This is a genomic window from Dyella sp. Tek66A03 (genome assembly GCF_052567735.1).
Map to the genome: position 1 here is coordinate 2,407,962 of NZ_CP199584.1, position 18,738 is coordinate 2,426,699.

16 protein-coding genes and 3 pseudogenes are annotated in these 18,738 nt (G+C 56.7%); 15 read left to right on the plus strand and 4 right to left on the minus strand.

What is annotated here, in order from left to right; translation table 11 throughout:
- The first annotated feature begins 71 nt into the window (after positions 1-71).
- The 7 genes from sctI to ACT01B_RS10655 all read left to right on the plus strand — a co-directional run bounded on the left by sctI (position 72) and on the right by ACT01B_RS10655 (position 8,214).
- Positions 72-344, plus strand: a complete 273-nt coding sequence (sctI, locus tag ACT01B_RS10625; RefSeq protein ID WP_445147316.1) for a type III secretion system inner rod subunit SctI — start codon at positions 72-74, stop codon at positions 342-344.
- A gap of 129 nt (positions 345-473) precedes the next feature.
- Positions 474-1,184 carry a type III secretion system inner membrane ring lipoprotein SctJ gene (gene sctJ / locus ACT01B_RS10630; protein ID WP_445147317.1) on the plus strand — a complete coding sequence of 237 codons (711 nt, stop codon included), beginning with the start codon at positions 474-476 and terminating at the stop codon, positions 1,182-1,184.
- Positions 1,174-1,740 (plus strand): hypothetical protein, encoded by a 567-nt coding sequence (locus tag ACT01B_RS10635; RefSeq protein WP_445147318.1) that lies wholly within the window; start codon positions 1,174-1,176, stop codon positions 1,738-1,740. Before sctJ ends, ACT01B_RS10635 begins: the two co-directional genes overlap by 11 nt.
- Positions 1,655-2,383 carry a hypothetical protein gene (locus tag ACT01B_RS10640; RefSeq protein WP_445147553.1) on the plus strand — a complete coding sequence of 243 codons (729 nt, stop codon included), beginning with the start codon at positions 1,655-1,657 and terminating at the stop codon, positions 2,381-2,383. The genes ACT01B_RS10635 and ACT01B_RS10640 overlap by 86 nt, the downstream gene beginning before the upstream one ends.
- Positions 2,380-2,673: a hypothetical protein gene (locus ACT01B_RS10645; RefSeq protein ID WP_445147319.1), complete on the plus strand. Its 294-nt coding sequence runs from the start codon at positions 2,380-2,382 to the stop codon at positions 2,671-2,673. The genes ACT01B_RS10640 and ACT01B_RS10645 overlap by 4 nt, the downstream gene beginning before the upstream one ends.
- A gap of 315 nt (positions 2,674-2,988) precedes the next feature.
- Positions 2,989-4,097 (plus strand): IS3 family transposase gene (locus tag ACT01B_RS10650; RefSeq protein ID WP_445147320.1). Its coding sequence is split into 2 segments (ribosomal slippage): positions 2,989-3,250 and positions 3,250-4,097, totalling 1,110 coding nucleotides; the frame shifts between segments, so codons are not numbered across the junction.
- A gap of 487 nt (positions 4,098-4,584) precedes the next feature.
- The gene (locus ACT01B_RS10655; RefSeq protein WP_445147321.1) at positions 4,585-8,214 is read left to right on the plus strand and encodes an ATP-binding protein; all 3,630 of its coding nucleotides are present in this window, start codon (positions 4,585-4,587) and stop codon (positions 8,212-8,214) included.
- Positions 8,215-8,404: 190 nt separating this feature from the next.
- Here the strand turns inward: ACT01B_RS10655 and ACT01B_RS10660 are convergent, their stop codons facing one another.
- Complete coding sequence (locus ACT01B_RS10660) at positions 8,405-9,049, minus strand: response regulator (RefSeq protein ID WP_445147322.1); 645 nt, start codon at positions 9,047-9,049, stop codon at positions 8,405-8,407.
- Between the two features lie 560 nt (positions 9,050-9,609).
- Here ACT01B_RS10660 and ACT01B_RS10665 point away from each other — a divergent pair.
- The 5 genes and pseudogenes from ACT01B_RS10665 (at position 9,610) to ACT01B_RS10685 (ending at position 12,098) form a co-directional block, all read left to right on the plus strand.
- Complete coding sequence (locus tag ACT01B_RS10665) at positions 9,610-9,876, plus strand: transposase (RefSeq protein ID WP_445147323.1); 267 nt, start codon at positions 9,610-9,612, stop codon at positions 9,874-9,876.
- A 140-nt stretch (positions 9,877-10,016) separates the two neighbouring features.
- Positions 10,017-10,547, plus strand: coding sequence for a DDE-type integrase/transposase/recombinase (locus ACT01B_RS10670; protein ID WP_445147324.1), 531 nt, complete (start codon positions 10,017-10,019; stop codon positions 10,545-10,547).
- Between the two features lie 17 nt (positions 10,548-10,564).
- A protein-coding gene (locus ACT01B_RS10675; RefSeq protein WP_445147325.1) for an IS3 family transposase occupies positions 10,565-11,673 on the plus strand; the annotation gives its coding sequence in 2 pieces (ribosomal slippage) (positions 10,565-10,826 and positions 10,826-11,673; 1,110 coding nt in all).
- Positions 11,674-11,690: 17 nt separating this feature from the next.
- A pseudogene (locus ACT01B_RS10680) lies at positions 11,691-11,930 on the plus strand (integrase core domain-containing protein); the annotation flags it as partial.
- Positions 11,931-12,098 (plus strand): integrase core domain-containing protein, encoded by a 168-nt coding sequence (locus ACT01B_RS10685; RefSeq protein ID WP_445147326.1) that lies wholly within the window; start codon positions 11,931-11,933, stop codon positions 12,096-12,098.
- A gap of 165 nt (positions 12,099-12,263) precedes the next feature.
- Here ACT01B_RS10685 and ACT01B_RS10690 read toward each other — a convergent pair whose 3' ends face one another.
- Positions 12,264-13,259 carry a hypothetical protein gene (locus tag ACT01B_RS10690; RefSeq protein ID WP_445147327.1) on the minus strand — a complete coding sequence of 332 codons (996 nt, stop codon included), beginning with the start codon at positions 13,257-13,259 and terminating at the stop codon, positions 12,264-12,266.
- A 118-nt stretch (positions 13,260-13,377) separates the two neighbouring features.
- Positions 13,378-14,601, minus strand: a pseudogene (locus ACT01B_RS10695) (IS256 family transposase); the annotation flags it as partial.
- 812 nt (positions 14,602-15,413) lie between these two features.
- Here ACT01B_RS10695 and ACT01B_RS10700 point away from each other — a divergent pair.
- From ACT01B_RS10700 to ACT01B_RS10710, 3 genes and pseudogenes are all read left to right on the plus strand, one after another.
- The gene (locus ACT01B_RS10700; protein ID WP_445147328.1) at positions 15,414-15,569 is read left to right on the plus strand and encodes a hypothetical protein; all 156 of its coding nucleotides are present in this window, start codon (positions 15,414-15,416) and stop codon (positions 15,567-15,569) included.
- A gap of 90 nt (positions 15,570-15,659) precedes the next feature.
- Positions 15,660-15,776: pseudogene (locus ACT01B_RS10705) on the plus strand (transposase); the annotation flags it as partial.
- 426 nt (positions 15,777-16,202) lie between these two features.
- Positions 16,203-17,987: a hypothetical protein gene (locus tag ACT01B_RS10710; RefSeq protein ID WP_445147329.1), complete on the plus strand. Its 1,785-nt coding sequence runs from the start codon at positions 16,203-16,205 to the stop codon at positions 17,985-17,987.
- Between the two features lie 110 nt (positions 17,988-18,097).
- Here ACT01B_RS10710 and ACT01B_RS10715 read toward each other — a convergent pair whose 3' ends face one another.
- Positions 18,098-18,547 carry a phage major tail tube protein gene (locus tag ACT01B_RS10715; RefSeq protein WP_445147330.1) on the minus strand — a complete coding sequence of 150 codons (450 nt, stop codon included), beginning with the start codon at positions 18,545-18,547 and terminating at the stop codon, positions 18,098-18,100.
- Positions 18,548-18,738 lie beyond the last annotated feature (191 nt).

Consider the following 18,738-nt stretch of genomic DNA (forward strand, 5'->3'; position numbering starts at 1 on the left):
CATAGGATTGTAAGCCTACACTTTACCTATCGCCGCTGTCTGTTCTTACGACAAATTTCAAGAGATTCTTCATGAATATTTCCTCCTTGGCCATTGGCCTCCCTTCCAGTGATGGATTTCTAGGATCGACGTCATTGGCTGATCGTTTTGCTCACGCTTACGTTGATGCGGGCTGTGAATTGGCAGCGATAAAGCAAACGAGCAATGACCCTCGTGTCGCCAGCAACCCAGAAAGCCTGTTCGATCTGCAGTCGCGGCTGGAGCACTATACGAAGAACATGATTGTCACCGCCGGCTTGGCTAACAACGCGGCAAAAACCGTGGAAACTCTGTTGAAGTCGTAACCAATGGCTAGTTCCTCCTTGCCATCACGGCTGCGGCTACCCGAGAAACGCCTATTGCTTCGGTGTGGACTCGTACTGGCTCTGTCATTCTCATTGCTGTTACTCGCTGGTTGTCGCGAGTACAGCCTGTTGGAAGGCCTGGATGAGCGGCAAGCTAACGAAGTTCTAGCCGTATTGCTGCACAACAATATTTCGGCACAAAAGAAACACGAGGGTAAGGCTGGCTTCGTGGTACGGGTAGGGCAGGCGGATTTGCCAGAGGCCATCGAGCTGATGCAGCGCGAAAGTTTGCCCTCAGCGCCGCGTTCACAGATATCGTCTTCATTTCCTGCCGACAGCATGGTCAGTACACCGCTGAGTGAACGAGTACGCTTGTTATCCGCCATTGAGCGCCGCCTGGAGGAATCGCTGGCCGTGATCGCTGGGGTGAATAGCGCACGCGTACATGTAAGCTACGATTCGTTCAACCATAGCGGCACTCAAAACCTGCCGCAGGACGTGCATGTGGCGGCGGTGCTCGTGCATGGTCCCGGCCTGGACGAGCAAGCCCTGTTGCAGTCGGTCAAACGGCTTTTGCGCAACACCTTTGCTCATGTGGATTACGACAACGTATCAGTGCTCCTTACTGAGGCACCCCAGGCACGTACGCTTCGTGCTACGCCAGAGTCATCCGGCAGCACAAAGGGGCCGGTGGTTTGGTCTGCGTTGGCGGCAGTAGGCTTATTGGTCGCCGTTTTCTCCACTTTCATCCGGCGCATAGCAATCAAACTTCCCGAAAGGCTGCGGAGCGCAAGAGCATCCACGAGCCAAAATGAAAAGGGTCGTTCTGATGCAGATTGAAACCTTGCGAGTACTCTACGACCCGGCGTCTTATTATCGTCCCTGGCGCGAGGCGGAGGCCTCGCTTTCGCATGAACAGCGGTCAGGACTGAATGGACATTTGATCCGATCGCACAGGCTACCTAGCTATCGGCCACCCCACGCTACGCAATACATGCTAGTGCGGCGACTGGTGGGCGCATGGGCGCACTTGCCCGCGGCAGCTTACTTGATGGCTTGCGCCAAGTTTCGAAGTACCGTTGTGGCTGACAGAAGTTATCTTGCGCAACCATCGTCGGTACATGCATTCATGCAATTGAGGTTCAGAGAGCATGGCCATCAGCGGGCTAGTGTGACTTCTTCTGACGCGTTGTTGGGGTGGGGTGGCGGATACTTGCAAGCTCTGACGCCACATCTTCCGGCGTGGTTGGCGGCGCGAATGTGTTTGCATTTCTCTGGGTTGCGTTCCTCGCTAATAGGACCACGTCCTCGTGACGACTTTGATATCACATGCTTTTGGACCGCTCTCAACTATGCTGCGAACGATACCGAACTTAGCAACCGCATTCGCAAATGATGGGATACTTCCGGCATCAGCTATTGGATTGGCTGTACGTGCTGAATGCATAGAGGACTTTGCCCGAAAGCGTGCTCGCGTCATCGTGGATAAAGCTGAAGTAGACGCCAAGCGCCTTCGGGAGAAGGCTGGCGCCGAGGGCTTTACACAGGGATATAGCGATGCATTGGAGGTGTTGGTTCCTCAGGTGCGGATGCTCTTGTCCCAGGAGGCGCTGCTTCGCGACGCTATGATGCTGCACCTGCGTGATACGCTGGTTGCTACACTGCGATCTATGGATTTTGAAGACGCGCTTATTGTTCGCTGGTGCGAGATGCATCGATCGAACGCAACGGGTAGGCCAGTGCTATATATGCCAGCACAGTACGAAGAACTAGTTTGTCGCCTGCGAAGAAGTCCGGCGTTAGATGAGTGGGATATTCGGCGAGGTGAATGTGCCTTCCCGGTTCTCGAAGCTGGCCATCTTGTGTTGGAGTTCGATCCAAAGCGACAGCTGCTGCGTGAAGTTGAGCTGTCCCTAGCTGACGCGGGTGTTGTGCAAGGTGTAAAGCAGCGAGCTGATGATTATGTGAAGACCTTAATCGAGCATATCAACGCGAAAGCGATTCGGGTAAGCATCAAGGCCACGGATGGTGCTGCATGACACACCACGCCACTAGCGTCAGTGCACTACAATCCGTCGATGTCGATGTCGATGTCGATCGCGATCACGGCGTCACCGTTACGTTGGCCGATCGTCTGCTGATGGCTCATGATCTTGGGCTGAGTGCGACCGCGCTAAATCTTGGTCATCAGCTTCATGACGAGCATGACATTGACTCACTGGCCGAAGCTGAGCCCATTGCCAACCCTATGGCCCAGCAGTTCTTGGAATGGATGCTCTTTGGGGAACCGGAAGAAACCGGCGTCATTCCGATTGAAAGTTGGGCATAGAGGTTTTTTGGGTTTGCCCACCTTTGCAAGTTCAATACGCATGAAATCCTGGCGGATCTCTCAGGATTTGTGCTTTCCCACCTCATGAATGGTCAGGCATTCGGGGCGCTTGCGCCATGCACGAGCCGGGCGCGATGCTCTCTCATGCCTTGATTCTGCATAAGCTGCGTCAACACAGATCACGCTGGTGCGGCAACCACCCATTCTTCAAGGCTTTGCGAGTCGCCTCGTTTTGAAGCCTCTGTCGACTCCCCTTAAACTCGGTCCAGACATAACTGGAGGTCTCCGGGCAAACTAGCCCCAAGGAGACTGAAGATGCGCAAGAGCAAGTTCACCGAGAGTCAGATCGTCGCGACGCTGAAGCAGGTCGAAGGTGGCCGCCAGGTCAAAGACGTGTGCCGCGAGCTGGGCATTTCCGAGGCGACGTACTACACGTGGAAGTCCAAGTACGGCGGCATGGAAGCATCCGATGTGCAACGGCTAAGAGACGTCGAGGCTGAGCACGCCAAGCTCAAACGGATGTATGCCGAGCTGGCGATGGAGAACCATTCCCTGAAGGACCTCATTGCAAAAAAGTTGTAGACCCGGCGCATAAGCGCCCGCTCATCACGTGGCTGAAGGAGTGCCACGGATGGAGCGAGCGCCGGGCTTGTGTGGCGATAGGCGTGTCGCGGTCGACCATTCGTTATCGATCACGACCGGACCGGGATGAGGAGGTCATCGCGCTGTTGGCGGAGCTGGCTGAGCGCTTTCCCGAGCGCGGGTTCGACAAGCTGTTCCAGCTGATTCGGCGCCGTGGCCTGGTGTGGAACCATAAGAGGGTGTGGCGTGTGTATTGTCTGATGCAGCTCAATCGTCGTCGCCGGGGCAAGAAGCGTTTGCCAAACCGGCATCCGCTGCCCCTGGTGGCCGGCGAGCAGATCAACAGTAGCTGGTCAATCGGCTTCATGTCTGACGCCTTGTGGGATGGACGGCGTTTCCGCACGTTCAACGTCCTCGATGACTTCAGTCGCGAAGCACTCGCCATTGAGGTCGACTTGAACCTGCCGGCAGCCCGTGTGATCCGCACGTTGGAGCGTATTGCGGCCTGGCGTGGCTATCCGGCCAAACTGCGATTGGACAACGGCCCGGAGTTCATTGCTCTGGCGCTGGCGGAATGGGCCGAGCGCAAGGGCATCACGCTAGATTTCATTGAGCCGGGCCGCCCCATGCAGAACGGCTTCATCGAACGCTTCAATGGCAGCTACCGACGCGGCGTGCTCGACATGCACGTATTCCGCACGCTCAGCGAGGTCCGCGAACACACCGAGCGATGGCAAACCGACTACAACCGCGAGATTCCTCACGACAGCCTAGGCGGGCTTACGCCCGCCGAATTCCGTATCCAAAACGACCCGGCAACCTCTAGTTATTCGTGGCACTGAATTGCGGGGAGTCGACACCTCGATCAGGTCGGTTCCTCCTCGGCCTGGTGTTCTCCTCCCTCCGATCCTCAGGTGTCTGGCATCGGACGCCAGATGTGCCGGTGCTGACTACTGTATTCGTGAATGTGTCGAATGGGCCGTGGGTCAAGAGATCAGCGGTGGTTGGGCGACATGGATACTCGATCAAGCCGCCTGCCTTCGTGGCGATCCGCGGGCACGCCTGCATGAGTGCTTTTTTGGGAGATTCAAGGCCAAATTTCGGGCCCGGTGCGTCCACGGTCAGTACGCCCTAAAGATTAGCGGGTGTGCGCAGCATTTGGGGGCGGGTCTCTACTGCGTTACCATGCTCAAAGCTCAGGCAACCCAGCCTTGCAGGAACTGCTTAAAAAGATTCGAAGCCTGCTTGCGAGAATGGGCAGGTGCTTATCGGTCACGTATCCGGATCGGCAGTAAGTAATTCACCTGTCATGCCAATGGCCACAGATTTATGGGTTTTCCAATTAGAAAACGCTTAAGAGACATCGGGCTTCATTGCGTGATAGCGCTTGGTCTTTCTTGGCTAGCTACCACCTGCCATGCGAGGCAAGCCACGATTCAGCTTGATCAGGGAGAGCGCGACTGGTTACAGGCACATCCAACGCTGGTCGTTGGTGTGCAAAGTGGCACTGATTGGCCTCCATTCCTACAGGAGCGCCAGGGCCATCTTGAGGGTTACTCTTACGATCTGCTAACGCTGATTACGCAAGAGCTTGGCGTAGCGCTGACGTTGAGATTCTACCCAAGCCCGGATACTTTGAATGAGGCAGCATGCAAGGGGGAAATCAATCTCCTCATGGTCGCGAACATTACGGCGCCCGCAGAGCAATGCCTTATTTATAGTAACGCCTATTATCAAACCCCGCTCGCTCTGGTTGGTCGCACCGACCAAGGCGCTAGTACCGAGGTAGAAGAGAATAGTGTTCGACGCGTGGTGATCGAACGATCGCTCGTCTCTAGCGATGACGTTCGCGATGACGTTCGCGAGCTATACCACGAAGCTAGTATCATTGAGGCTGGAAACACGAGTGAAGCTCTACAGCTAATCGCCACGAATAAAGGCGACGTCTTCGTCGGAAATCCATATACGGTCAGGGCTATCGTTGAGCGAGAGCGGCTCCATAATATAGAAGTTATCGGCCGCGCGCCGATTCCGCCGACTACTTTTCATTATGCGGCTCCCTACGCCGACGCTCCACTCATCAGCGCTTTGAACGAGGCTTTACAGGCCGCTTCAGCGAAGGACATTGCAACCATCCGTGGGCGGTGGCTGCCGCCAATCAGGTGGCCCAAGGCCCAGGGGATCAAGGCCACGCCCGTAGAGCGAGCCTTCATGTCCAGACCGATAACACTGGGCGTGCGATCGAACTGGCCGCCGCTATCGTTTGAGACGGCTCAGGGAACACTTGAGGGGGTAGTGGGAGAGTATTTGGAGCGTTATCAGAAGCTAGGGGTTCCTATCGTAGTTAAGCCAATGGCGACATGGGGGCAATTGGAAGAGGCAATGCAGAACCACCAGGTGGACATGGTCCTTGGGCTTCCCGTGGGACACAGAGATCCAGTGCTCGGCTGGAACTACAGCAGGCCATTCTTGACCGTCCCAGTGGTTATAGTTGCGCGACGCGACGGCGCAGTTCTGTTGGATATTGCGGCGGTGAACGGCCGCCGAGTAGCTGTAGCAGATCCCTCGCGGCTGGGGCCGCTGATTCTCTCTCAGGCGCCCGGGGCCATTATTATTCCATTTGACTCGGCGGAAGACGGCCTGGAGGCGGTGTATCGACACGACGCAGATGTCTTCATCGGCAACCTAGCCGTCGTCGACCGTATCATCCGCGAACAGTATGCCGGTCAGCTGCAGGTTGTTGCGCCGACCAATATCAACGATAGCCTGATTCTTGCGGCACCGGAATCCTTCACGCCGTTGCTTGGGTTATTTGATCGCATGGTTGCTAGCATGCCCTCCGAAGAGCGAGAGGGAATCAAAAACCATTGGCTAAGCGTGTACTACGACTTGGGCGGTATTTCCTGGCGCATGTTGCTAAGCGTATTGGGGCCACTGGCTTTGATTCTGGTGTCCGCAGGAACCGCTTACGGAATAAGCTTTGTCAGGTTGCGACGCGAGGTGAACCAGCGACGTTCGGCTGAGCTTCGACTAGAAGAGGTGTCTGAGCACCTACCCGCCGTGGTGTATCAATACAGGCGTCACCCTGACGGAAAAATATCGTTCTCTTACGTCATTGGAAACACGAATGCATTACTAGGCTTGCCGCCGGATGCACTGATGGCGGATGGACAGCTAGCTCTTGCTCGCATGCATCCCGATGATCGGAGTGCGGCGATTGAGGCCGAGAAACGGGCAATCAAATTGTTTGATCCTGTCGACATTGAGTTTCGTTTCCTCTCGGACAATTGCTGGCACTGGGTTCATTCAAGAAACGTACCCAGTCGCACACGCAGTGGCGGCATAGTGTGGAACGGATATTGGGTTGATGTTACGAGGGTTCATGAGCAAGCCGCCATTCTGGCTCAAGCGAAGACGGCTGCTGAAAAAGCCACGGCCGCGAAGTCGGATTTTTTGGCGATGATGAGCCATGAAATACGCACTCCGATGAGTGGCGTTCTAGGCATGCTAGAAATGCTAAGTCATACCAAACTTGACGGTGAGCAGCGCGGCATCATTCACATGATGGAAGGCTCCGCGCATGTTCTTAGCCATCTGTTGGATGACATCTTGGATTACTCCAAGATCGAAGCGGGCGCCTTGTCACTTGAGCTGACGGAAATTGACCTAAGGCAAGTCATCGAAAACCTGTTGGCGACGGTAGAGCATCTGGCAATCAATAAGGGGCTTGAACTAAATAGTTATATCGACCCAATGTTGGCACCACTTCTCCGGGCTGACGGCCTTCGCCTACAGCAGGTTATGTTTAACCTATTGAGCAACTCAATCAAATTCACGGCAAACGGAGAGGTTGGTGCCGACATAGTTGTTGTTGCGAGTACAACCCAAACTCAGACTCTGCGTTTCGCAGTACATGACACGGGTATTGGCATTTCTCCAGATCAACAAGCCAAGCTTTTTCGTCCGTTCAGTCAGGCTGAAGCATCAACCACGCGACACTTTGGTGGTACTGGGCTGGGGTTGTCTATATGCAAGAGCCTGGTATCGCTGATGGGGGGCGACATTCAGATCGATAGTGACCTCGGCCAGGGCACGACAGTGGCTGTGCAGGTGACTCTCGATATCGCCGAAGCTTCGGCGGATGTGGCGACGGGCAAATACATGACAGCAAATACCAACCAGAGTCTACCCATCCCGCACGGCGCGTCGACGCGGTATCGGGTTTTGGTTGCAGAGGATCACCCGATTGGGCAGGTACTAATTAACTGGCGGCTGCGTCAGTTGGGTATCGCATGCCAGGTCGTCCGTAACGGGCAGGACGCTCTCGATGCACTCAAACGCGAAACATTCGATCTGCTTATCACAGACTGCCGTATGCCGATCATGGATGGATATACCTTGGCCCGCGAGTGGCGAGACTGGGAGCGCCGGGAAGGAGGCAGTCGTCTTCCCATTATTGCGCTGACTGCCAGTGCATTGCCCGATGAAGCCAAACGCTGTCATGACGCCGGCATGGACCGAGTGCTTGCCAAGCCGATACATCAAGTCGAGCTGCGCGATGCGTTAATTGCCGTGCTATTTCCTGAAGGTTTCGATGAGCCTGGACGAATCACCCCTTTGCCAGGGGGGCTTTCTCCATTGACGCACACGACGCGATCCGGAGATTCACCTTACGCTGGTATGGGCACGCAGCAAATGATCGCCTTCCTAACTGCAGACCTCCATGCACTGGATGAGGCCATGGTGCGTGCCGACGTGCAGGATATCCGGGACGCCGTCCATCGCCTTGGAGGAGGGTTGGGCACCATTGGAGCTGAGAATCTCCTTGATGCCGCAAGGAACCTCGAGCTGGCTTTTCTGGGAGAAGTTCATAGCGACGTGTCCGCCAAGCTGCAGGCGTATAGGCAAGATGTGAATGATTTTCTGCAGGCAATGGCGCAAGGACGCCCTTGGCCTTAGCACTTGAGATGTGGCAGGCAAGGACAATTTGAGCCGCTGCGGGAATCTGTGGGAAGCCTAGTGTGAGACATGGCAAGTAGTGCCATCAAGCTCCAAAGACTGCGCGCCACTTAATTCACAGAGGGTCCTGTTCTTCAACACTACGATTGTTTGAGTTTATGGTGTGCCGTAGCCTTCTGTTGGTTCGGCTTCAGGTGGGTAAGTTAAAGGATCGCATATAATCTAGGAGCTCAACATCATTTTGCACACCAAGCTTGCGCATGCCAGCTGTCTTCTGGCGACTTACTGTGGCAACGCTCTTGTGCAGGTCGTTAGCAATTTCCGTAACACTTCTACCCTCACAGAATTTGCGTATGACATCCATTTCCTTCGCCGACAGTGACAATTGAATCGCGCTTTTTGCTGATGGCTGCACCAATTCATCCATTATTGCTCGGATTTTTGGGCTGAAGTAACTTCGCCGGGCGAATGCCATGCGAGTGGCCTTGGGTAGCTCCGACATGCCCGCACCTTTGTCGACAACAGCTGTAACGCCTGCTTCCAGCGCCTTGGAAAGAAGCGCCACGTTGCTTGTCATCGTTAAAAGCACGATGGGGAGATTTGGGTACTGACGTCGCAGATGACGAATCATGCTGTCGCCGTCAGCGCGCACCCCTCCGGGCATTACGTAGTCGGTAACGAGTACATCACATGGTACTTCTCGCAACAATGCCATGAGCCCGTCAGCATTGGAGGCCTCAGCAACCACTCGAATATCCACGCTAGTCTCCAGACATTGTTTCGCCCCGGCGATCACTATGGGATGGTCATCTGCAAGAATTACACGAAGATGCATGATTTTTCCCAATATCCGTCAAGAGCGATCTGAGCTCGAATAGTTGGCAGATCAAAAGCGTGATGAATGTGCTTGAGAATCGCGCTTTGTTTCCAAAAGACGAGATGGTGATGCAACCATCCTGCAGGCACTAGTTAGCAATGCTAGGGCCACTTTGATCAAGGGGTAAGCTCAACTATCGGCCGCGCAAAATTCACTTCAGCTTAACTTTATGGCTCGAAATCACAAAAAATTGGCATTTTGCAGACGAATCGATAATTAACAACCCGTGAATCACGCCGCGCGACCCGAAGTTACCATTTTGGCCGGCACGATTGGCGTCGATCATTATGAACGACTTGAGCACCGCTGATGGCAGCCATCTCAGGCTGAAGCTTGAGGCTCGAACGAGAGCATGTACTAGGCCGGATACGCAATCTATGCAAATTATTGGAAAGTGACCTTAGGGTGTCTCGAGTTAGTGGCCCGGGATGCCAGTTGACGTCATCCCGGAATTTCGTAGTCGTTCAAAAGTAGAGGTAAGGTCGCTTTGAGGTATCCCGGAAGGGATCGGAGGAGCGATGAAAAAGTCGAGGTTCACCGAGGAGCAGATTGCTTACGCACTGCGGCTGGCAGAGTCCGGGACGATCGTTGCCGACGTGTGCCGGCAGCTGGGTATCGCCGAGGCGACGTTCTATGTCTGGAAGAAAAAGTACGCGAGCCTGGGCGTGGCGGAGCTGCGGCAGATGCGTCAGATGCAGGAAGAGAACGCCCGGCTAAAGCGCCTGGTGGCCGATCTGACGTTGGACAAGCAGATTCTTTCGGAGGTGATCCGAAAAAAGGTCTGAAGCCAACTCGACGCGTCGAGTTGGCGCACTGGATGCACGAACGTTTTCAGGTCAGCGTACGACGAGCCTGCCGACTGGCCAAGCTACGCAATGCCACTTGGTACCGGAAGTCCCAGGCACGGGACACGGCGGCATTGCGCATGAGGATCAGGGAGATCGCTCAAGCGCGACCCCGATTTGGCTATGAGCGGATCTGGATCATGCTCCGGCGGGAGGGTTGGAAAGACGGGCGTAACCGGATTCACCGGCTCTATCGCCTGGAAGGCCTGCAGGTCCGCATGCGCCGGCGTCGGACGAAGCGGCTAAGCCTGCATCGCGGTGTAGTGCCCAAGCCCGTCGCTGCGAATCAGTACTGGTCGATGGATTTCGTGCACGATCAGCTGGCGACAGGCCGCAAGTTTCGGGTGCTCACCGTGATCGATCAGTGGAGTCGCGAGAGTGTGCTGCTGGAGACCCAGTTTGCCCTGACCGGACAGAGCGTCGTCGATGCCTTGGAAACACTGTCCCGATCGCGACCGCTTCCCAAGGCCATCACGGTCGATCATGGGACCGAATTTACCTCGAAGGTACTCGATGCGTGGGCCTATCAGCGAGGCGTACAGTTGGACTTCATTCTGTCGACTCCCCTTAAACTCGGTCCAGACATAACTGGAGGTCTCCGGGCAAACTAGCCCCAAGGAGACTGAAGATGCGCAAGAGCAAGTTCACCGAGAGTCAGATCGTCGCGACGCTGAAGCAGGTCGAAGGTGGCCGCCAGGTCAAAGACGTGTGCCGCGAGCTGGGCATTTCCGAGGCGACGTACTACACGTGGAAGTCCAAGTACGGCGGCATGGAAGCATCCGATGTGCAACGGCTAAGAGACGTCGAGGCTGAGCACGCCAAGCTCAAACGGATGTATGCCGAGCTGGCGATGGAGAACCATTCCCTGAAGGACCTCATTGCAAAAAAGTTGTAGACCCGGCGCATAAGCGCCCGCTCATCACGTGGCTGAAGGAGTGCCACGGATGGAGCGAGCGCCAGGCTTGTGTGGCGATAGGCGTGTCGCGGTCGACCATTCGTTATCGATCACGACCGGACCGGGATGAGGAGGTCATCGCGCTGTTGGCGGAGCTGGCTGAGCGCTTTCCCGAGCGCGGGTTCGACAAGCTGTTCCAGCTGATTCGGCGCCGTGGCCTGGTGTGGAACCATAAGAGGGTGTGGCGTGTGTATTGTCTGATGCAGCTCAATCGTCGTCGCCGGGGCAAGAAGCGTTTGCCAAACCGGCATCCGCTGCCCCTGGTGGCCGGCGAGCAGATCAACAGTAGCTGGTCAATCGGCTTCATGTCTGACGCCTTGTGGGATGGACGGCGTTTCCGCACGTTCAACGTCCTCGATGACTTCAGTCGCGAAGCACTCGCCATTGAGGTCGACTTGAACCTGCCGGCAGCCCGTGTGATCCGCACGTTGGAGCGTATTGCGGCCTGGCGTGGCTATCCGGCCAAACTGCGATTGGACAACGGCCCGGAGTTCATTGCTCTGGCGCTGGCGGAATGGGCCGAGCGCAAGGGCATCACGCTAGATTTCATTGAGCCGGGCCGCCCCATGCAGAACGGCTTCATCGAACGCTTCAATGGCAGCTACCGACGCGGCGTGCTCGACATGCACGTATTCCGCACGCTCAGCGAGGTCCGCGAACACACCGAGCGATGGCAAACCGACTACAACCGCGAGATTCCTCACGACAGCCTAGGCGGGCTTACGCCCGCCGAATTCCGTATCCAAAACGACCCGGCAACCTCTAGTTATTCGTGGCACTGAATTGCGGGGAGTCGACAATTCGGCCTGGAAAGCCCACAGAAAACGCGTTTATCGAAAGCTTCAACGGTCGCCTGCGAGACGAATGCCTCAACGTCTTTGACTTCGTATCATTGGAAGATGCGCAGGCGCGAATCGAGCACTGGCGGCTGGACTACAATCACCATCGTCCGCATGGCGCACTCGGCAAACTGACCCCGAGTGAGTTCGCACGAAGAGGTCAGATCACTACCTCAGAAGTGGCCGAACTCCAGTTTTAAATGCTTCGAAAACCGGGACGACCTCAAGATGCGCAGGCGCGAATCGAGCACTGGCGGCTGGACTACAATCACCATCGTCCGCATGGCGCACTCGGCAAACTGACCCCGAGTGAGTTCGCACGAAGAGGTCAGATCACTACCTCAGAAGTGGCCGAACTCCAGTTTTAAATGCTTCGAAAACCGGGACGACCTCATGAGGGATTGGACTCCAAATAACTGCGCTACTCAAAACCGGGTGGCGTCGCACGCCAGCACAAGTTGCACTACGGTTAGGGGTGGAAGCTCGTCCTTGATTCGCGAACTCACGGTCTTGATGGTGCTCGGTGCCATCCGTCAGAACGCCATGCTCAGGGCCGCCTGAGGAGCGTAATCAGCCGGACTGTTGTGGCCGGCGATGCTGATTTGCGCGCCAACAATCAGGCCTATCGACGAGTTGAAATTGTATTCCACCGCAGGGGCCACGCTGTAATTCCAGCGCGGAGGATGGTGCTGCGCCAAGCTACGGCATGCCTCGGTAGGCAGGCATTGCTGGCCGTCCACCCTGGTGCCGCCCTGATGGTCCCAGGTCAGGTCAGCGGCCAGCACCCAGTGTCGGTCGAGTCCATATTCGAGTGATGTTGTTGCACCACGGGACGCGCCAAGTTTCGTCGAGCCATGGAAATGAACCGGGGTTCCGTGAGTGCTCTTGCCATTAATGGCCACTCGTGAAGGTGAAGGCGCCCAGGCCAACAAGGCACGGAGGCGCAATGGATGATCATTGGCGAGCCAGAACAATTGTTGCGCGAACACTGAGAGCCGATTTGTCGACGAACCTGTGCCTGTGCCATTGAGTGGGTTGTCGCCGAGATGGTCATAATAACCGGTCGGAAAAACATGGGTATAGCTCGCCGAGACGGCGGGCCCCGTACCGTCCGCGTTGGGTGCGACAAACATGTATTGCAGCGTCGCCGACGTATCAGTCATGCGCGCACCATCGCTGTGGTATCTACCTGAAACGTTGTACGCGCTGCCAGCGATCAGTCGGCCGTTGAGCCTATCGGTGATGCCAATCGTGGCAGGCATGAGCAGCAACCACTGATGCGACCCAGGATGATTTGCATGGCGGTTGCCCTGGTCGTCGTAGAGTGCGTGAGACTCTGTGTAAATGAGATAGGGCTCAATGACGGCCATGGCCGAGGGGATGGCCGAGGCATTTGGCGTCACCAGTGGGCCCGTGAAATTGGCCTTGCGCGTTTCAGCGATGGTACCAGAGGCAGTGCAAAGCACTAGCATCGTCGAGCCAACTTTGCGTATGAGCGGGTTTGTCCTCAAAAAGTTCGGGATGGGCAATTCGGGCTCCTCACTCGCAAACGTAGCGTGAGCCTAAGAACTTCTATCGCCGTGCTTCTATGCAAATAATTTCAAATTTGGAGGGTGTGCAGAATTTTGTGTAACCGGGATTTGAATTACGCTGAGGAAGTCGTTCCTCGAACTGGATAGTAAAGCGGTTGAGCGCGGCCTTCCAGTCGCGGATCGGCATCGTCCATTTCTTGCTGATGTTGCGCAGCGCCAAGTAGAAGAGTTTCAGCAACGCCTCGTCGCTCGGGAAGGAGCCAGGGTTCTTGGTGATCTTGGGCAGACTCATGTTGACCGACTCGATGGCGTTGGTGGTGTAAATCACCTTGCGGATCTCCGGTGGGTAATCGAAGAACGGGATCAGGCGCGGCCAGTTGCGCCGCCATGATTGTCCTATCGGCGGACACTCCTTGTCCCACTTCGCCTCGAACTCGGTGAGTCGTTGCTCGGCCTCCTCGACGGTGGCGCAGGCGTAGAAGCGCTTGAGATCGGCGGCCACCTCGGCGCGGCGTTTCCACGACACATAGTTCAAGCTGTGCCGCACCATGTGCACGATGCAAAGTTGCACGGTGGTGTGCGGGAACACCGCCTCGATCGCCTCAGGAAAGCCCTTCAGGCCGTCGACACAAGCGATGAAGATGTCCTGCACGCCGCGGTTGCGCAGCTCCGTCACTACCTGCAGCCAGAACTTGGCGCCCTCGGTCTGCGCCAGCCACAGGCCCAGTACCTCCTTCTCTCCAGTCATCGTGACGCCGATGGCCAGGTACACCGCCTTGATCCGCACCGCACCCTCACGCACCTTCACGTGGATGCAGTCGAGGTAGACGATCGGATACAGCGGGTCAAGCGGCCGAGCCTGCCAAGCCTTGACCTCGTCGACAACCGCGTCGGTGACCGAAGAAATCAGGCTGGGCGAGACCTCCGCTCCATACATCTCTTCCAGGTGTGCCTGGATCTCGCGCACCGTCATGCCGCGTGCATACAGCGACAGGATCTTGTCGTCGAAGCCGCTCCAGCGTGTCTGGTGCTTGGGGATCAGCTGCGGCTCGAAGCTGCCGTGGCGATCGCGCGGAATCTCGATTGGCAGCTCGCCGAACTCGCCCTTGAGCGTCTTGCGGCTGCGTCCGTTGCGCGTATTGCCAGCCGCGTTGGCGACCGGCTCGTGCTTGTCATGACCGAGGTGCTCGGTCATCTCCGCGTCCACCGCCCGCTCCACCAGCAGCTTGGTCAGCTGCTTGAGCAGGCCGTTCTCGCCGATCAAGTCTTCGGGCTTCTTGTAGTTGGCCAACAGGCGGCTAAGCAGCTCGTCGGGTACCTCGTGCTTGCGTGGGCTCATGGTGTCTCCGGGTCAGGTGGCAGTTTCCTGCCTGTGGCCCGGTTACACAAAATCTAGGACACGCCCCAAATTTGAGCGCTGTCCACTGGCAGCGCTGTCCACTGACCGATGAGCCTGGGCGCGTGTATTTCCAGCGGATGCTGCGCCTAACGTCGTGAGCCAGGGGCGACCTGCCGATTGGCGGCAGGCGATCGGGGTGGTCGATCATTCACCGGATGATGAGACACGTATACGCACCATCGCGCAGGTGCGCGGTGTTCTGGACGGCACACAGTCATTGACGTGCACCCCCGCGGCCGATCGCTATGCCCGTTGCGCTTGGATGAGCTCGGTGCTCGCACGCCTGAGTTGTCGCTCACTACTCGTCAACAACCAAGCCCTACTATCTGGCGAGACATGTTGGATTCTTGCAGCTAATTGCATTTCTTGACGCGGGTTCTAGCGTGATAGTCAGAACACGCAGACGGAGATCTGCCTGTAGTAGGGCCTGTTGTATGCACATGAAATGTCTTGGCGTGAAGCCAACGCCGTGCTGTGGTGGTCTGGAGGTTTCTCCCTGATCCTTCCATTAGCTCTTCTCTGTGAGCCCATCGCCCGCTGAGCCAGTCCCAGCCCCGCCCTCCCTCGGCGGGTTTTTTTTGCCTCCGAATTGGGATCGCTTGCCGCGAGGCGGCTACGGAGGCGAACCCCCTTCAAAACCCAGCCCCCGCCGGCTGAGTTTCTGTTTCGAAGAAGAAGCCAGCCAATGACCTACACGTTCAGCGTCCGCAGCAAGCCTGCACTGGCCGGCGTCAACCTAAGATCTCGTGCGCTTGGCAACGCTTCCGCTCAGTCGGTCCGAGGTCGATTTCACGGTGACCGCCGGCTATCGAACACACGCCGAACAGGACGCACTGTATGCCCAGGGCAGGACAAAGCCGGGCAATGTCGTGACCTGGACGCGCAATAGCCGCCACATTGGCGGCTAGGCGATCGACCTGGTGCCTTGGGTTAACGGCACGACGAAATGGGACAACGGCGGAAAGCTTGGCCTAGGTGTATGCCAAGGCCAACAGTGATATTTCGGCATGAAGGCGCACATCGGAGTGAATGTCGAATCGGGGCTGGTGCGCACCATCTACACCACGCCGGCGAACGTGTCTGACGTGGCCAAGATGGAGAAGCTGCTCAAGGGACTGGCGAAGAATACAGCACAGTTCTGGCGCTGTTTGCGTGGTCAAACCCATGAATGGTCCGGCGACGAATACTTGCAATGACTAAAGAGGTGCATCTGTCATCGAAAAAACTACCCCAAAACACTGCGGCAGCTTCGTTGACGAGGGGCTGTCTTCACGTTTGAAGACTGAATCTCAGGTTGTCGTCAACCGACCATTGGGATAGCTGTCCGCCAATGACTTGTTCAGAGCAACCCTAGGATGTCTAGTAGCACGCCAGCCGCGTGATATGGGCTAGATGACGCCAAAATTCGCCATCGACCTCGCCAGGCATGGCGTATGAAGGCGCAGCTAAGGCGCATTGTGGGCAATGAAGCAAGCGTTCTTTCCGCTATGTCGACTCATCGATAATCAGCATGCCACTGTACCAACCATGAGGAAAAGCATATGCCAATTGAACGAACAACTTCGCTCCCTAACATCAACACAGCCGTTGTCGTTAAGCCTCCGCGACATAGAACGCAATCGGCTCCGGATCTGGGTGAAATTTCCGCACTTTCTGAGGATCTACACAAACTTTCGCACGATCTAGATGGGCAGAGCGAGTACCGCTGGAAGGAGGTGTTACCGATATTCGATAAACTTGCTACGGCACTTGATGAGTACGGCGCGACGGTGAGAGGAGGGTGGTCGGATTACGGTGGCGGCGTGAACGCAGTCATCGCGGATATTGTCGACCGAGCCTTGGACGGGGGCGAACAACTGCAGGTACGCTCGTTGCCGAACCCAGAGGCCCGCTGCCTGGTGACAGCGTTGCATGGCCATCTCGATGAACAGGCCGCTGTGGCCGGGCACCAGCTGAGCTCGCACGAACGAGCCCTCGCGGTGTTCCATTTCCTCGGTAACGGTGTTCGAGCGATCACCAATAACGATTTTGAGGACCCGAGGGCCCGATGGGCGGCCAACTTCACGAATGTCGTCAGTCGAACTGGCCTCATTGTTGGTGTCACGACAACTGCTCGCCAATTAATCGGATTTGGCATCGAAAAAGCGGTCCAGCTCGGTGAAGTTTCGATGACGAAGCGAGAGGTGCTAGGCGCGTCGGCCATGATGCTAGGGATGGGACTTAACATCGCAGGATTCATCAGGGACGAGGTCTATCACACAGGCAACGAGCAATCGCGAGCCGCCCGCCTAGTGATGTTCGCTATGTCTGTCGGTGCCCTCACTGCTTCAAGTGTAGTCAGTGCTGGCACATCGGCGGCGGGGGCGGAGACAGTTCTGAGCGGCCTGATGCGATCATTCGGCCCTCAGATGGCAACATACACGCTGGCGCGGGATATGGTGCAAGCATTCTTTCCACTTCGGGACAATGCTCCAATCAATGTACGGGGAACAGCGGCGGAAGCGATGATGTACGGAACGGTGCAATACAGCGTGGGCGAAGCAATGGATCATTGGGCATCAAACTCAGGCGCCGGATTCGCGATGAAACTGGCTTCCGGAACTTCGAGCGATCCCGTTACTACACGGGTATCGGACGAGGTCACGAACAGCGTGTTCAACTGGGCAATGTCGACAGCGGCACCAGGAACTGAAGCAAGTCATGAAAGCCGTACAAACGAAGCTTTGAAAGCCATTGCGCCGGAATTGAGCCATGACTTTCGCATAGGATTTCTCAATGCAGCAGCTGAGATATTTGACGATATAGTCAGGCCGCTTGTCGCTCGCGACATCCGGGTGCGCGATACGGTACAAGCTACCGAACGCGAGGCAATTGCGAACGGCGAGGATCCTCGCGCCGCCGTTGCAAGACTTCCTGCACGGGATATCGAAGGCCTGAGAATCGGCGCTGGCGCGCGATTCCCGAATGCCAGCGAAGTTGCAGACCAATTTCTGACCACTAGTGCAATGCGAACGTCGTCTCTTCAAGTAATTGTTCACGGTGCGATGACCGTAACCACGCTACTTGCGGGAACGAATTTGTCTAATGAGGCTCAAGGTCGAATTACGCGTGTCGTCGTTGGAGTGCTGGCCGCCGCGATCTATGTGCCATTCCTCCACGCGCACGTTCAGCGCGCGCCAGCACCCGAACAGGCCCCGATTGCCGAGTACCGGCGAGTACAGGATCAGCCTGAAATGCAGTTGCGGAACAGGAGGGTGACAAATCAGCCAAATTCGTCTACGGACGAAAGCGAGGGCTTGAACGGGCGTGGCGGTTCCTTGGTTTAGCGGCCGGGCAGGTGACGCGGGGTAGGACGACTTTCAGCGCGGAGACGTCCATACGCAGCAGGTTGACTAGCTGAGTGCCGCGCAGCTCGCCGGGCTTCGGCTTTCGTACGTCAACAGAAGTGACGAGGCTTTCGCAGCGCTTGATCGAATCTTCGAGATCGACGGTTTCGGTCGTGCGTTCGGTCATGGCGAGTTCCTAAGGGAAAAGAGGAAGCGATTGCCCCTGCGGACCGGGGCAATGTCGCGGGGATGGGTGCTACCAGCGGCCCATCGCGGCGTTCTGCGGCCAGGCGATCGACGCCGCTGACAGTGAAGACGCCGTTGAGAATGTCGATTTCAATTTCGACGCTGCCGTTGACGCTCAGCTTGCAGTACGTTGCGCGGAAGTTGTACTTGTGCCTGGTGTCCGCGCCGGTCTTGCTGTCGCCGAAGTCCAACTCGGTGTAGCGTCCGCGCACGACGCCTTCCACGGCGTCATAACTGCCGGTGCCTTCGGCCTGATACGCACCGGCAAAGCGGAACATCGCGCCGTTGACGGCCGCATTGCCGTACGTGCGCAAAGCGCTGAGCTCGTCGTCAGCGAGGGCGCGTCGGCGGGGGGCCTATCTAGTCCACGTTCAGGAAGTCACTTGGCTGGTGTCGCCAACAAGGCAACGTCCCCTCATCCAGATCTGGGCGGATTCGATAACGAGTCGTCGGCTGAGGCTGGCCGATCGCCATGCGGGCCTGGCGCTCACTCCAATCGTGTTGG